This window comes from Pontibacter sp. BAB1700 (assembly GCF_000277005.1).
Classification (GTDB): Bacteria; Bacteroidota; Bacteroidia; order Cytophagales; family Hymenobacteraceae; genus Pontibacter; species Pontibacter lucknowensis.
In genome coordinates this window covers 13361-28558 of the sequence record NZ_AKIS01000083.1, presented here as the reverse complement: position 1 = coordinate 28558, position 15198 = coordinate 13361, and the positions used below count along the sequence as shown (strand labels likewise).

General features: G+C 51.9%; 13 protein-coding genes and 1 pseudogene. 7 read left to right on the top strand and 7 right to left on the bottom strand.

What is annotated here, in order from left to right:
• Window positions 1-325 precede the first annotated feature (325 nt).
• Together O71_RS10515 and O71_RS27240 are read left to right on the top strand one after the other, a co-directional pair.
• Window positions 326-1627: a sigma-54 dependent transcriptional regulator gene (locus tag O71_RS10515; protein WP_007656369.1), complete on the top strand. Its 1302-nt coding sequence runs from the start codon at window positions 326-328 to the stop codon at window positions 1625-1627.
• Window positions 1614-1706, top strand: a complete 93-nt coding sequence (locus tag O71_RS27240; protein WP_369750907.1) for a helix-turn-helix domain-containing protein — start codon at window positions 1614-1616, stop codon at window positions 1704-1706. The genes O71_RS10515 and O71_RS27240 overlap by 14 nt, the downstream gene beginning before the upstream one ends.
• On the opposite strand, the gene O71_RS10510 is transcribed toward O71_RS27240, so the two are convergent.
• The 4 genes and pseudogenes from O71_RS10510 to O71_RS10495 form a co-directional block, all read right to left on the bottom strand.
• The gene (locus O71_RS10510; protein ID WP_007656367.1) at window positions 1703-4435 is read right to left on the bottom strand and encodes an ATP-binding protein; all 2733 of its coding nucleotides are present in this window, start codon (window positions 4433-4435) and stop codon (window positions 1703-1705) included. The two genes, O71_RS27240 and O71_RS10510, sit on opposite strands and share 4 nt — an antisense overlap.
• Window positions 4436-4601: 166 nt before the next feature.
• On the bottom strand, window positions 4602-5384 hold the full coding sequence (locus O71_RS10505; protein ID WP_040574157.1) for a YgcG family protein: 783 nt from the start codon (window positions 5382-5384) through the stop codon (window positions 4602-4604).
• Between the two features lie 6 nt (window positions 5385-5390).
• Window positions 5391-5828 (bottom strand): TPM domain-containing protein, encoded by a 438-nt coding sequence (locus tag O71_RS10500; protein ID WP_007656365.1) that lies wholly within the window; start codon window positions 5826-5828, stop codon window positions 5391-5393.
• Window positions 5829-5920: 92 nt separating this feature from the next.
• Window positions 5921-6497, bottom strand: a pseudogene (locus O71_RS10495) (LemA family protein).
• A gap of 164 nt (window positions 6498-6661) precedes the next feature.
• Between O71_RS10495 and O71_RS10490 the strand changes: the two are divergent.
• Window positions 6662-7663, top strand: coding sequence for a sugar phosphate nucleotidyltransferase (locus tag O71_RS10490; RefSeq protein ID WP_007656357.1), 1002 nt, complete (start codon window positions 6662-6664; stop codon window positions 7661-7663).
• A 100-nt stretch (window positions 7664-7763) separates the two neighbouring features.
• Here O71_RS10490 and O71_RS10485 read toward each other — a convergent pair whose 3' ends face one another.
• The gene (locus tag O71_RS10485) at window positions 7764-8420 is read right to left on the bottom strand and encodes a 2OG-Fe(II) oxygenase (RefSeq protein WP_007656355.1); all 657 of its coding nucleotides are present in this window, start codon (window positions 8418-8420) and stop codon (window positions 7764-7766) included.
• A 436-nt stretch (window positions 8421-8856) separates the two neighbouring features.
• Here O71_RS10485 and O71_RS10480 point away from each other — a divergent pair, with 436 nt between their 5' ends.
• The 4 genes from O71_RS10480 (at window position 8857) to O71_RS10465 (ending at window position 13280) form a co-directional block, all read left to right on the top strand.
• A complete protein-coding gene (locus O71_RS10480; protein ID WP_040574155.1) occupies window positions 8857-11052 on the top strand; it encodes a prolyl oligopeptidase family protein in 2196 nt (731 codons plus the stop codon).
• Window positions 11053-11201: 149 nt separating this feature from the next.
• Window positions 11202-11645, top strand: coding sequence for a hypothetical protein (locus tag O71_RS10475; RefSeq protein ID WP_007656352.1), 444 nt, complete (start codon window positions 11202-11204; stop codon window positions 11643-11645).
• A gap of 119 nt (window positions 11646-11764) precedes the next feature.
• Entirely contained in the window at window positions 11765-12508 is a 744-nt protein-coding gene (locus tag O71_RS10470) for an acyl-[acyl-carrier-protein] thioesterase (RefSeq protein ID WP_007656350.1), read from the top strand.
• Window positions 12509-12806: 298 nt separating this feature from the next.
• On the top strand, window positions 12807-13280 hold the full coding sequence (locus tag O71_RS10465; protein ID WP_007656349.1) for a GNAT family N-acetyltransferase: 474 nt from the start codon (window positions 12807-12809) through the stop codon (window positions 13278-13280).
• A gap of 152 nt (window positions 13281-13432) precedes the next feature.
• Here the strand turns inward: O71_RS10465 and O71_RS10460 are convergent, their stop codons facing one another.
• On the bottom strand, window positions 13433-13759 hold the full coding sequence (locus tag O71_RS10460) for a DUF4286 family protein (RefSeq protein WP_040574153.1): 327 nt from the start codon (window positions 13757-13759) through the stop codon (window positions 13433-13435).
• A gap of 162 nt (window positions 13760-13921) precedes the next feature.
• On the bottom strand, window positions 13922-15163 hold the full coding sequence (locus tag O71_RS10455) for an MFS transporter (protein WP_007656344.1): 1242 nt from the start codon (window positions 15161-15163) through the stop codon (window positions 13922-13924).
• Window positions 15164-15198 lie beyond the last annotated feature (35 nt).

The window sequence follows — 15198 nt, the reverse complement described above, 5'->3', positions numbered from 1 at the left end:
TGCGCAGAATACCAATGCACAGGCAAATGCGCAGGCCAGGGTGCCAAAACAATGTATGAGATCTTCTTCACCAACGAGCAGCAGCAGAGCGCGAAAGTTCGCATTGATGAACAAGGTAACATTATCCGCGACCAAAAATAAGCCACATAGATTAGATATTAGCGACCCTAATATCATGGAACGAGCCTCCGCCCAGCGGGGGCTTTTCTGTTTTATGCCAACCTTAGCAGCTGCTTTTCGGTAAACAGTCGGAATGCACGCCGGAGTACGAATTTAAGGGCAAAATTTCCCCACTGTCCCACGGTTGTGTATATTGCTGAAGATTATGCCCAGAATACTCTTAATCGACGACGATCCTACCTTTTGCCTGATGCTGAGTACGTTCCTGAAACGCCAGCAGTATGAGGTCAAAACTGCCTATACCGCAGGTGAAGGCCTCAGTCAGCTCAAAGCCGATTCCTTTGATCTGATCCTGACCGACTTCAGGCTGCCCGACAAAAACGGGCTGGAGCTGCTGGAGCAGATTCGCGTGCTCGATACCCAGGTGCCCGTCATCCTGATGACGCACTACGCTGACATCCGCACGGCTGTGAAAGCTATTAAAATGGGTGCCTTCGAATACCTTGCCAAGCCAATCAATCCAGACGAAACTCTATTGACCATTCGAAAGGCCTTGACATACGGTCGCGAAGGCAATGTTGCTACGAAGCCGGTTATACCTGCGCAGGGCGGTTTTACCTTTGTGAAAGGTGCCAGTCCGCAGTCGGCGCAGTTAGAAGAGTACATTGCGTTGATAGCGCCTACCAACATGTCGGTGATCATAGAGGGTGAGAGCGGTACCGGCAAAGAATATGTGGCCCGCAAGATACACCAGCGCAGCAAGCGACACGACAAGCCCTTTGTAGCTATCGACTGCGGTGCTTTATCGAAGGAGCTGGCCGGGAGCGAACTGTTCGGGCACGTAAAGGGCTCGTTTACAGGAGCTATGGGCGATAAGGAAGGACAGTTTGAGGCAGCAAATGGCGGCACACTCTTTCTGGATGAGATCGGTAACCTATCTTATGAAATACAGGTGAAATTGCTGCGGGCCATACAGGAGCGCAAAGTGCGCAAGATCGGCAGCAACAACGACCTCGATGTGGATGTGCGCATCATTGTGGCTACTAACGAAGACCTGGTGCAGGCTGTGAGCCGGGGCGAGTTTCGCGAAGACCTGTACCACCGCCTCAACGAGTTCAAAATTAACATCTCCCCACTTCGCGAGCGCACAGCCGACATCATGCAGTTTGCCAGCCACTTTTTGCAGGTGGCCAATCATGAACTGGAGCGTAACATAGCAGGTTTTGATGCAGCCGTAGCCATGGCTTTGGAAAGGTATAGCTGGCCGGGAAACTTGCGGGAGTTGAAAAAATGTGGTGAAGCGGGCTGTGTTGCTAGCCAAGGGCGGCGAAATCAGCCTCGACGACCTTCCACCCGAGATCGCCTACCATATACCGGAGCCAGCCAACATGGTGGCGCAGCCGGATGCCACGCAAGTGGCCATGCCGGTGACGGATCTGCGAACAGCAACCGAACGCAGCGAGAAGGAACTGATCCTCGAAATGCTGGAGCGGGTGAAGTACAATAAATCCAAAGCAGCCCGTTTGCTCAACATCGACCGTAAGACGCTTTACAACAAAATGCGGCAGTACAACATTGAGGCCTAAGCGGCAGCTTCTGCGGGCTTTTTACGCTTGCTAAGTTCGGCTTCGAGCGCTGTGAGCACAAGGGTAGCCTCGTGCTGCAATGCTGTAGCTGTGGCAGGCAGACTGTCGGTTGGCAAGCCCGGCTGGTGCAATACTTGCTCGAGCGTATCAATAGCCGGCAGCACGGTATGGGCCTGCAAATGACGGAAAGCGGTTTTCATCTTGTGCGCCAGTTCACCTGCCTGTTGCCAGTCCGCAGTGGCGGCTGCGCTTTCCAACTGCGCAAGAGAGCGACGGTTATCTGCTATCAGTACTTCCATAATATCCCACAGCGCCTCCTGATCCTCTCCCACAAAAGCCCGTAGCTCATCCAGGGTATAAGTAGCAGGTATAGCCTCGTCTGTCTGTTGTGCTTTGATTTCAATTTCTGGTTCGGCTTTATCAGCTGTGCTTTGCATCTCAGCTATACCTGGAGGTATGGGTATAGCCTGAGCATCTGCTATACCTGCTGTTTTTACGCTCTTTTCCTTTTCAACTGTCGCCTCAAGTGCAGGCGCTGCCTCGGGTATAGCCTGAGCAGACAGAGCTTTGCTGAGTTTCAGGTATAGGTCCTGTTCCGTGAAAGGCTTGAGCAAGTGTTCTGATATACCTGTTTTGGCAAAGAAGCGCTTGTTGCTGCTCATGATGTTGGCCGTGAGGGCCATGATCGGTATAGTAGCGTTCTCCTTCCGGATGGCTCTGGCTACGGCCTTCCCGCTCATGCCTGGCAACTGAATATCAGTGAGTACGATGTCAAAGCTCTTCTCCTTGATCAGCTGTAGCGCCTCCTGGCCATCGTTAGCCAGCGTGACCTGCATACCTTTGCGGCCCAGTATCAGCTGGCAGAGGGTGCGGCTGTAGGCATCATCGTCAATCACCAGCACGGCTTTACCGGCCAGTACATCGGTGGCAGAGAGTTGAGGCTCAGGTATAGCCTCAAGCTCAGGGGCAGCTACCCGCTGCATCGGCAGTACAATGCTGAAGGTGGTGCCTTCGTTAGGTACACTGCGAAGGGTAAGTGAGCCTTCCTGCATCTCCACCAGCTTCTTGCTGATAGACAGCCCCAGCCCGGTGCCGCCATACTTCCGGATGATCGAGTCGTCGGCCTGGTTGAACTCCCCGAACACATGCGCGGTCTGTTCCATTGGTATACCTATACCTGTGTCAGAAACCTCGATCAGCACCACAACACGGTTACGGCGCTGAGACTTAAGCCTGCAGCGTACCTGTACCTCCCCGTCGTGGGTGAACTTGATGGCATTGTCCACTAAGTTGAAAAGCACTTGCCGCAGCCGCAGTGAGTCGCCCAACAGATGGCCGCTCAACTGGTTATCTGTGGTGCATATAAATCCTATACCTTTGGTGCTGGCCTTGAGTCGGAATGTCCGCTCCACCTCGGTCAGGAGCTGTTTCATTTCGAAAGGGGCCATGTGCAGATGCAGCTTGCCGGCCTCTAGTTTGGAGAGGTCCAGCACATCGTTTACGATGTGCAGTAGGTGCTGGCCTGCGCCGTGAATGGCTTGCAGGTGCTCTTGTTGCTGCTCCTGTAGCTGGGTATGGCCCAGTTGTTCAGAGAAGCCCAGCACTACGTTGAGCGGTGTACGAATTTCATGACTGATGTTGGCCACGAAGGCCTCTTTGGCACGAGCCAGCTGTATAGCCTCTTTGCGGGAGCGCTTCAGTTCAGCCTTATACTTGCTGCTGCGGGTGAGGTCACGCAGGATGATGAGAATAAAAGCAATGCCGCTGGCCAAACCGAATATCCCGACGAGCAAGAGCACGAGCGATGTTTCTTTAGCAACTTCCTGAGCCTGTGCTGCATTAAGGCGAGCCTGCTGCAGCTCGTATCGTTCCAGGTCGTATACCATGCGGCGAACCTGGTCCATGATCTGTTTGTCCTGCTGCAGGAGTGCCAGCTCTTTGGCTACTATGGCATCCTGCTGCTGCTGTAGCTCACGCTCCACATCTTTAAGCACAACGCGCACTTTGGCAATGGACGCCATGTTGGTTGGGACTGCTTTGCTGGTATCGGCGGTATATTCCTGCTTTACATTCAGTTGTGGAACCACTACAGGCTGAGGCGGCTCCTGCTGTTTGGATTCGTTGCGTTTGCCAAAGAGCTTTTGCAATATACCTTTTTTACTCTCGCTTTGGGCAGGTCTGCTGGTGACGGAGTCCGTATTGTAGGTCAGCCTGTCTGATATGATTGTCTTGGTGCGCTGGTTGATCGTGGTAGTGGCAGGCTGCCGGGAGGCTGCTGAGGCAATCTGTTTCAGCGCTTTATCGGTATAGGCGTTATTGCCGCGCTGCTGTTTTTTGTTATTCACGTGCTCCTCCAGGCTCTTTCTCTGAGCCAGCAGCAAGGTTGACACCGAGTCGATCTGAGCCAGTTCGGCCGGATTGTCCTGCATGAGCGAGCAGAGCGAGTCGAGTTGGCTGTTGATGTTGCCCAGGTTGTCGAGGTACTCCCGGAAGTGCTTGTCTTCAGTGGTGAGGGTATAAGCCCGGATAGCGCTTTCTGCTGTGGCAATGTCAGCGAGGGTGTGCTGTAGCTTGGCTAGTTTGGCATTTGGCTCCGCCAGCACATTGACGGAGCTGAGTAGTTGGGTGAAGCTGTTATATGTAAGGTATATGGCAAAAACCACCACCGAAAGCGCCAGTGTAAAGCCAATAACGACCTTCGATTTTATGTTTCCGTTGTTTATTTTCATGCGCGCAGATTCCCCTCCACTTGCAAAGGTACTAATTTTTGGGGAGCTATACTTTCTGTAACGATAAGAAAGCCAGAATCATATGTTCATGGCAACACCGCTTGTACGAGTATGTTGCGGGCAGTGTTGAGGTAATAACCCGACGGAAACCTGCGGGTATAGCAGCTTACCAGCTGCTGCTGGCACCGCCTCCGCCGAAAGAGCCGCCACCAAAACCGCCGAAGCCACCGCCCCCGCCGCCAAAGCCACCTCCTCCGCCGAACATGCCGCCGCCAGTACGGAAAGTGCCAAAAGAACCTGGCCCCAGGATAGGTCCCCCGAGTGTGCGCACACCGCGGCCTCCTCTGCCGCCGCCACCCTTAAAGCGCGACATAACGAATACCAGCACGATCACGATCAGGATAATGGCCATCAGTGACGGCCCTTCGCCTTCGCCCTGGCTGGCCTGCGGATCGGCCTGGTACTCCCCGCTGGCCAGGCTAATGATCAGGTTCGTCGCTTCATTCAATCCTTTGTAAAACTCTCCCTGCTGAAAATTTGGTTTGAGTGTGCGCTCGGTAATGCGTTTGGCAATGGCGTCAGGTATAATGTGCTCCATGCCATAGCCTGTCTGAATGGCCACTTTGCGTTCATTGAGCGCTACAAGTATAACTAAGCCATTGTCGTTCTTGCTGCCGCCCACGCCCCACCGCTCACCCAGTTCGGCCGCGTACTGGTTTGCGTCATAGTCGCCTATGGATTTGATGGTGACAATCGCGATTTGGGTAGAGGTGGTGTCGTTGTAATTGACCAGTTTCTGTTCCAGTGACTGTATTTCGCCCTGGCTCAGAATGCCGGCCAGGTCGTTTACCAATCGAGGTGGGTTGGGCCTTGGCGGGAAATCATCGCTCTGGGCTACCGCCAGGGTACTTAACAAAGTAAGGTATAGGAACAGAATGGATCGTTTCATGGTGCGTTATTTTCCGAACGATATGTCGTCGCTCAGTTCGTTTAGGTCGCCTTTGTCGTCGTACGGGAAGTGTGATTTGAGTTGCTCACCCGCCATGATAACGCCTTTGGCAAGACCGGCGGCGTATTCCTGCTTTTTGAAGTGGGAGATCACTTCGGCGGTAATGTCTTCCCAGAAGTGGTCGGGTACGATGGCATTGATGCCTGCATCGCCCAATACGGCAAACTGATGGTCTTTGATGGCCACATAAAACAGCACGCCGTTGCGCTGCTTGGTCAGGTGCATGTGGAGCTGGGCAAACACTTCTGTGGCACGGTCGAGCACATCGCCTTCGCAGTTGTTCTCTATGTGCACACGGATTTCACCGGACGTGTTACGCTCCGCCTCCTGAATGGCCTCCATGATGACCTTTTCATCCGATTCGGTTATGGTATCTTTAGGCATGACTTGAATTGTTGATCGTTTATTGCTGATTGTTAATTGTTTTTACTCTCGCAGGGAAAGCAATCAGCAACTAACAATCAACAATCTATACTTTAAAACTGCACCGTAGGAGCTCGTTCAGCACCTGGGTCGGCCTGGAAGTGACCTTTGCGCTCAAAGCCGAAAATGCCTGCCATCAGGTTGTTAGGGAAGGAACGCACCGTGGTGTTGTAGTCCTGTACGGCCTCGTTGAACTTACGCCTCTCCACCGAAATGCGGTTTTCGGTGCCTTCCAGCTGTGCCTGCAGCTCCAGGAAGTTCTGGTTTGCCTTCAGTTCAGGATAGCGCTCCACAGACACGAGCAAGCGGCTCAGGGCACCACCCAGTTCGTTCTGGCAGCCTGGAAGCGCTGCAGGTTCTCTGGCGTCAGGTCGTCGGCGCTGAGCTGTACGCTGGTTGCTTTGGCGCGGGCATTGATCACGCTCTCGAGGGTTCGCGCTCAAAATTGGCAGCACCCTTTACAGTATTCACCAGGTTTGGTATCAAGTCAGCACGGCGCTGGTAGGCATTCTGAACGTTGGCCCATGCGGTTTCTACGGTCTCATCTTTCTGCACCATGGTGTTGTAACCGCAAGAAGATTGAGAGGCCAGAATGACAAATCCGATCAGGTAAAAGAAGATTTTTTTCATGTTTATGGGAGGGTATAGTTTGTATACGATATAAGTACAAAGCTAAGCGATATGATTACGGAAAACATAGTATGACGTTGTGAAATTGCTAAAACACTATACTACTCCCCCTAATCCTCAAAACTCTAATCAAAAATTACTATATTGCTGAAAAAGTGTAGTATATGAAAGTCGTTATTCCTGTCGCTGGTGTTGGTTCTAAACTCCGTCCGCACACGCACACACAGCCTAAATCGCTGGTGCCGGTGGCGGACAATACGATACTGGGGCACATTGTGGAGCGACTGATACAGGCGGGTGTACAAGACTATGTGTTCATCATCGGCTACCTTGGCGACAAGGTCGAAAACTACGTGCGTCAGAAGTATCCTCAGATCAGTGCAGAGTTTGTGGTGCAGGAGCCGCGGGAGGGTTTGGGACATGCGCTTTGGATCGCCCGTGAAACCTATCGCCACGAAGACAGTGTGCTCATTATGCTGGGCGACAACATCGTAGAGGCTGATCTGCCCGCTATTATTGCTTCTCCTAAGTCGGTGCTTGGCGTCAAGAAAGTGGCCAAGCCCTCGCTTTTTGGGGTGACGGAGGTGGGTATGGACGAGTACATCGTGAAGGTAGTCGAAAAGCCAAAAATTCCGAAGTCAAATTTTGCGCTGGTGGGGCTCTATAAGATCATGCAGCCTGAAAAACTGGTGCGCTCGCTCGAGCATATCATCACCGAAAACATACGCACCCATAACGAATATCACCTCACCGATGCCTTGATGCACATGATCCGGCAGGGAGAGAGAATGGTGACCTGGAACGTGGACAACTGGTTTGACTGCGGCCGCAAAGAGACACTATTGGAAGCCAATGCGAAACTGCTGCGGCACTCCCGCTTCCGGGAGCTGGATTACTCAAGCGAGTATCCCGGCAACATCATCATTCCGCCTGTGAGCATCGGTTCTAACTGCAATATCACACATTCCATCATCGGTCCCAATGTAGCGATCGGCGATAATACCACCATCTCGCGCTCCTCACTGAGCAACTCTATCATTGGGGCTTACTCTGAACTGCAAAACGCCGTGATGCACGACTCCATCATTGGCTCCGATGCCAGTTTTAAAGGACTAAGCCATAGCCTCAACATTGGGGACAGTACAGAAATTAACTTTGCGCAGTAGCCGCGCTACTCCACGGAAGACCGTGCAGCAAAGGATAAAAAACTTTCAACAATACTTTGCCCTTCGCCGACTGGCCTTTGTGTTCTTCAAAGCGCCGATTCTACAAAAATGTCAGCTCGTTCAACTGATCCAGCATCCAGCCAGTCAGGCTATAGCGGTGACGGTTAGCGGCGAGTACCTCGTGCGGGATGATGTCGGCGCGAAAACAGGCCAGACGACCGGTAATGGGCAGCACATCCACCTCTTCTTCCGAGCCATCATCTTTAGGCAGGTATAGGCGCAGATTACCACCGTTCTCAGGTTGCCAATCTTCGTTGAGGTAGCAGATAAACGACAGACGCCGGTGGTCATTTGTCTGGAACTGGTCAAGGTGGCGCTGGTACACGGTGCCTGGCGGGTATACCGTGAAGTGGAATTCAAAATCCTTTAGTCCCAGAAAGCAGGTGCGGTTGATGTAGCGCATCACCTCGTGCATGCGGTCCAGGAATACCTGCGTTGGCGGCAGCGCCTGCGATGGCTCAATCCAACGGATATAGTCGCCGCGTACCTGCCTGTCCACTGTAAACTGGTCTGCCGTGCCGATGCCTGCTTTTTTGAAAGTGCCCTGTTCCTGATGGTGTTGCAGTACCTCCAGCAGATTGCGTACCTCGTCGGGCTCCAGAAAATTGTCGATGATCGCATAGCCCTTATCAGATAAGCGATCGGCTATCTGTTCGAACTTCTGTAAAAACTTCTCCTCTTCTACTTCTTCCATCATCTAAATCTGAATAAAAACCTTTGTATAAAAAGCCAGCAAATGTAATGCGCAGATGCATCGCTTGTACATGCTGCCCACAAAGATTTTTCGGCTGGAACCAACTGATAATAAAGCAAAAAGGAAAGTACCCCCTTCACTGTGGTGCAAGCATTGCTTTCAGGAGGCATGATCGCTGTTATACTGGTGCTGTTTCATCCTTTTGACGGCTACTTGTGGCAGCATCCATACAAGATCAGGGTATAGCGCCCGACGCTGCGAACTCAACCATAACACAGGCTTGTCAGATGTGGTACTGACCTTAAACTCAAAAGCTGCTACGTCTACCAAGGCAACTTTATAGGTATAAGCACTGTTAAACGACAGGTATAGCCTGATTCAGGTTAATTGCTATCTTAGCTTTTCCGTAACTCAACCTTAAAATTGACGGTTCTAAACAATGAAAAAATCAACTGTTCTATTGCTGGCAGGCGGCCTGACCGCTGTCTCGGCCTGCAAATCCACCCAAACCGAGAATACCGCCACTGGCATGAATACCGAAACCACGACTACAGCCCCTGCAACGGCTGCAACCCAACTGAATTACCCGGAAACTAAGAAAGTAGACCATGTAGATGATTATTTCGGCACGAAGGTAGCCGACCCGTATCGCTGGCTCGAAACCCATAACGAAGAAGTGGACCAGTGGGTAGAGGCACAAAACAAAGTTACCTTTGATTACCTCGAAGACATCGAGTTCCGCGACCAGATCAAAGAACGTCTGACTAAGATCTGGAACTACCCGAAGTATGGCGCACCATTCAAGAAAGGCGGAAAATACTACTTCTATAAGAACGACGGTCTGCAGAACCAGAGCGTGCTATACGTGCAGAATTCCCTGGAGAGCGAACCGAAAGTGTTCCTCGATCCGAACAAATTCTCTAACGACGGCACGGTTGCTCTTACAGCGCTTTCTTTTGACAAAGATGCCAAGTATGTGGCTTATGGCACCTCAAGCGGTGGCTCTGACTGGAACACCTACGAGGTGATGGAGGTGGCCACAGGCAAGAAGCTCGACGACAAAGTGGAGTGGGTGAAGTTTTCGGGGCCAAGCTGGCATAAAGACGGCTTCTTCTACAGCCGCTACGACGCCCCGACCGAAGGCAACAAACTGGCCAATAAGAACGAGTACCACAAGGTGTATTACCACAAAATAGGCACACCGCAGAGCCAGGACCAACTGGTGTATGAAGACAAAACCAAGCCGCTCCGCAACTACTATGGTCAGACCACCGACGACGAGCGCTTCCTGATTCTGAACGTGTCGGAAGGTGCAGCTGGCGCCAACGCCCTGTACTACCGTGACCTGACAGATGCGAAGTCTACTATAAAGCCGATTGTAGATAGCTTTGAGTCAGAATACAACGTGGTGGACAACGTAGGCGACAAGCTGTTGGTACGCACTAACAAAAATGCCCCACGCTACCGTTTGGTGCTTATCGACCCGAAAAAGCCGCAGGAGCAGAACTGGAAAGTAGTGGTACCGCAGAACGAGAACGTGATGACAGGCGTGTCATTAGTAGGCGGTCGCATCATTGCTTCTTATATGAAAGATGCTGCCAGCGAAGTGGTGGTGTACGACACCAACGGCAAGCAAATGAACAAAGTAGAACTGCCAGCCATTGGTACAGTAGGTGGCTTCAGCGGCGAGAAAGACGACAAAGAAACCTTCTTTACCTTCACGTCATTCACGTACCCGCCAACCATCTTCCGTTACGAAGTGGCCAGCAACAAAGTAACGCTGTTCCGCAAGACCGAAGTGGACGTGGACACCGAAGCTTACGAAACCAAGCAGGTGTTCTATACCTCGAAGGACGGTACCAAAGTGCCGATGTTCATCGTGCACAAGAAAGGTTTGAAGCTGGATGGCAACAACCCGACCTACCTGTACGCTTACGGCGGTTTCAACATCTCGCTTACGCCAAGCTTTAGCATCGCTAACATGCTGTGGCTGGAGAACGGCGGCGTATACGCCATGCCAAACTTGCGCGGTGGCGGTGAGTACGGCGAAGACTGGCACAAGGCTGGTATGACGCCGAACAAGCAGAACGTATTTGACGACTTCATTGCGGCAGCCGAGTACCTGATCGACAACAAGTATACCTCCAGCGAGAAACTGGCCGTGGGCGGTGGCTCAAACGGTGGTCTGCTGGTAGGTGCCTTCATGACACAGCGTCCTGAGCTGGCCAAAGTAGCCGTGCCTGCCGTGGGTGTAATGGACATGCTGCGTTTCCACAAGTTCACGATCGGTTGGGCCTGGGTACCGGAGTACGGCTCATCAGAAGACGAGGCACAGTTCAAGAACCTGTATACCTTCTCGCCGCTGCATAACCTCAAAGAAGGCGTGAAGTACCCAGCCACGCTGGTGAAAACCGCTGACCATGACGACCGTGTAGTGCCAGCGCACTCCTTCAAGTTCATCTCTGAACTGCAGGATAAAGGTGCTCCGGGCAACCCATACCTGATTCGCATCGATGTGCGTGCAGGTCATGGTGCCGGCAAGCCTACGTCACTCGTAATTCAGGAGTGGGCTGATACATGGGCCTTCCTGTACAAGAACATGGGTGTGAACCCGTATGCAAACCAGCAACCATAACAGGTATAGCTGATAACTGAATCACGAAAAGCCAGTGCTGCAGAAATGCGGTGCTGGCTTTTTTGTTTCGCGCCACACCTCTGTTCCATTTGATTTCTATAGCTGTATCCTTATATTTAGATAATCAATTAACCTTAAACAATAATTGAATGGACACAGAATTTTACAACGAGCAGCCTCAAGGGTTAAGCATTAATTTAGAATCAAGAGATTTCTTGCAGAACACGGCAAAGTGGGGCAAGTTCTTAGCGATAATTGGTTTTGTAGGCGTTGGCATCATGGTCCTGTTCGGGGTAATAGCCTTAACTATGGGAGCTAGCCTTGGCGGTGGAGCCATTAGTGGCACCTTCCTGAGCCTGTTCTATCTTTTGTTTGCTGCGCTTTATTTGTTGCCAGTTTTATACCTGTACAGGTTTTCGAGCAATATGCAGACAGGTCTTATGACTGGAGACGAAGAGACAATTGCAGCGTCATTCAAGAATTTAAAGTCCCTCTTCAAATTTATGGGTGTTCTTACAATCGTCTTCCTTGGATTTTATGCGCTGGCGCTGCTGGCCATGTTCTTTGGTGTCGCTATTGGCTCTTCCATTTAAATCAGCCTTTATGCTAAAATAGAAAAGCACATCCTTCCGATGTGCTTTTTTTATACCGCTACCTCCTGGCCCCCTCCCTGATTCTTGCGTACCTTGCAACACGAACCATTCTACACGCTATGAAATCAGTAACCGGGCAAAGCGAGTTTACCGTGCGCTCCACCGAAACCGATCAAAACGGGCAGGCGACTTTACCAGCACTGGTCGGGTACATGCAGGAAGCCGCCTGGGACAACACAGCCACCATGGGCATCTCCATGTACGAGCTGCTGGAACAAGGCCTGACCTGGGTGCTGCAGCGCATGCGCGTCGAGATGTTTCGCTACCCCCGGCACCGCGAAAAGATTACGGTCGAAACCTGGGCCTCTGGCCGGGAGCGGGTGTTCCTGCACCGCGACTTCAGGGTATACGGCGCCGACCGGGAGCTGCTGGGGCAGGCGACAAGTGTGTGGCTGGTGATGGATGTGGTGAAGCGCCAGATGGTGTCTGTCCCCGATTTCATCACAGCTGTGGAAGTGGTGCCCGGTGAGGAGCCATTGCCTTTTGCCAAAGGGAAACTGCCGCAGTTGGAAGAGATCAGGTATGAGGAGCAAATGCCTGTCCGCTGGCACGACATCGACCTGAACCGCCACGTCACCAACACCCGCTACCTGCAATGGGCGCTGGAAACCTTATCAACTGAAATACTCACAACGCAGCAGCTACGGGAAATAGATATTATCTTCAAAGCAGAAAGTACGCTTGGCGATACTGTGCTTGCCACGGCAGGACCAGCGGAGGAGGCCGATATGTTTCTGCATAAACTTACGAGCATCGAGTCGGGCAAAGAACTGGTGCAGGCGAGAACTAAGTTTGGGAGTTGAGGAGTTTGAGGGTTGGGGAGGTATAAAGTTAAAATTTCGACTAAATTGCAACAGCCGTTGCGCAAAAGACCTCACAGTGTTTCCCAAACCTGTGAGTGTCTGTGCTAGCTGTAGCGCTATACCTGGGTTTATGTAGTGGCTGCCTGGGTATGGCAGTTTGGTATACTTGTTCCGAACGGAATCTCTTCGTCGCAACAAGACACTCACAGATCTAAATGATACTGTGAGGTCAGCGCTTAACTACAGCATGATTAATCCTGAAAATCTTCACTAATCCTCAAAATCCTGATTCAGACAAATGCTAAACATCAGAAAAGGAACCATAGATGACCTGCCACAGGTACACAGTTTAATTAAAGAGCTGGCGGTATATGAAAAAGCGCCAGACGAAGTGACCAACACGCTGGAGGATATGCATTGGGACGGCTTTGGGGAGAATCCGATCTTTAGATTCTTTGTGGCCGAAACGGAAGAGGGCATTGTAGGTATAGCACTTTATTATATTGCCTATTCCACGTGGAAAGGCAAGATGCTGTTTCTGGAGGACTTGATTGTGACCGAGCGCCTGCGCCGCAGTGGCATTGGCAAAATGCTGTTCAATGCCGTGGCCCGCGAGGCGAAGGAGATAGGTGCCAAGCGCATGAAGTGGCAGGTGCTGGACTGGAACGAACCAGCAATTGCTTTCTATAGGAAAATAGGTGCCAACCTTGACGGCGAGTGGATAAACTGCAACATGACCGAAGAGCAGATCAAAACTTACACCGCGGACTAAGGTATGGCATGATTCAGGCGGCCTGCAGAAGCATAAATGCAGCGAATCTGGTAATAGCTATACCCTGCGCGGACACTTACCAACCCAGCTAAATAAGAACAGGCCCGTGCTCAGGTATAGCACGGGCCTGTTTGCTGATAGGAGAGGTTGATTTACTGATCTTTCTCCACATCCCGGCCTACAATCTCCAGCAAAGAGCGGAAGGCCACAAATTTTTCCGGATAGCGCTCCAGCACCTTGGCTTGCAGCTCCGGGGCATGTTCGCGCTGGTATTCCTCCAGGTCTTCCAGGTTACGGCAGGTATACTGCACGGCATAGGTAGTGCCGCCATTGTCCTCCTCGTGCAGCAGGCGGGCAATTTGATTGTTCAGGAAATAGCCTGTTGCCATCACTTCCGGTATGTGCGTGCTCTTCATCCAGTCCAGCCACTCTTCGGCCACACTGTTGTCGATGTTAATAGTTACGTTGTATATAATCATACTCAAAATTACGATTTCGGCAGCTTTTTGTAAGGTATAGCGCTGAAAATTTGCTGAAATGCTTAACCTGTGAATGCGGCAATAGGCAAGCAGTAACGCATGTGGCAAGGTATACATGCAGTCTCCGATGTGCTATAGCTCAATGCTTGATACTGCCAGCGATTACAGCGGCTCCATGTAATTCAGGTCTTTGCCATAGGTTTCGTCCAGCGTCAGGATAGAGTAGATGGCAATGGCCAGGCAGAGCACGGCCAGTAGTATGGCGCCTGGTACCAGCCCGACACCGTCTTTGAGATAAGTAAAGGCAATGGTGAGTGGCACGACTGCTCCCCGCACAAAGTTAGGCACCGTGGTGGTAACCGTAGCACGGATATTGGTACCGAACTGCTCTGCTGCTATGGTCACAAACACGGCCCAGTATCCCCCGGCAAATCCCAGTGCCACACACAAGGTATAGAAGGCTGTCAGGCTGAACTCCCTGCCCAACAGGTACACGCCGACGAAAATGCCCGTAAGCAGCAGGAATGCCAGCACAATGTTTCGTCGGCTCTGGAAGCGCTGGCTCAGGAAACCGCTGGCAAAATCGCCGAACACGAGGCCAAGGTAGCAGAAGGAAACAGCCCGCGCCGCCGATACCGTGTCTTTCACACCCAAGGCCACGCCAAACTCAGGCGAGAAGGTAATGAGGATGCCTACCACATACCAGATCGGCACCCCGATCAGAATACACTTAAGGTACTTCCAGAAACGCCTGGCATTGGTAAAGAGTGACAGAAAATTGCCACGTGTCACATTGGTCTGCTTCAGGTTGTTGAACATGCCTGATTCGTAAACCCCCACCCGCAGCAGGAGCAGCAGCATGCCCAGTCCGCCGCCGATGAAGTAAGCCGTGCGCCAGCCAAAGTACTCGCCGACTATACCTGCCAGTATGGCCCCCGATATGCCAATGGTGGCTACTACCATGGTGCCATAGCCGCGCTTCTCCTTCGGCAGCACCTCTGATACCAAGGTTATACCTGCGCCCAACTCTCCGGCCAGGCCAACGCCCGCTACAAATCGCAGCACCGCATACATGGGTATAGTGGTTACAAAGCCGTTGAGGATATTGGCAATGGAATAAAGAAAGATTGAGCCGAAAAGCACCGATAGCCTTCCCTTCTTGTCGCCCAGCACACCCCAGGCTATACCGCCCAGCAGCATACCGGCCATTTGCATGTTCAGCAGCATCACACCGTCTTCCAGTAGGGCGGTAGGATCCGTTACACCCAGCGACTGCAGGCTGGGTATTCGCACGATGCTGAAAAGCACCAGGTCGTATATGTCGACAAAGTAGCCCAGGGCCGCTACGATTACGGCTGTGTTAAAAAGGTAGTGCTTTTGAGGAGATGATTGCAGGGTGGGCATAAGGTGCAGGTTAGGACTGCTTTAAATATAGCGTT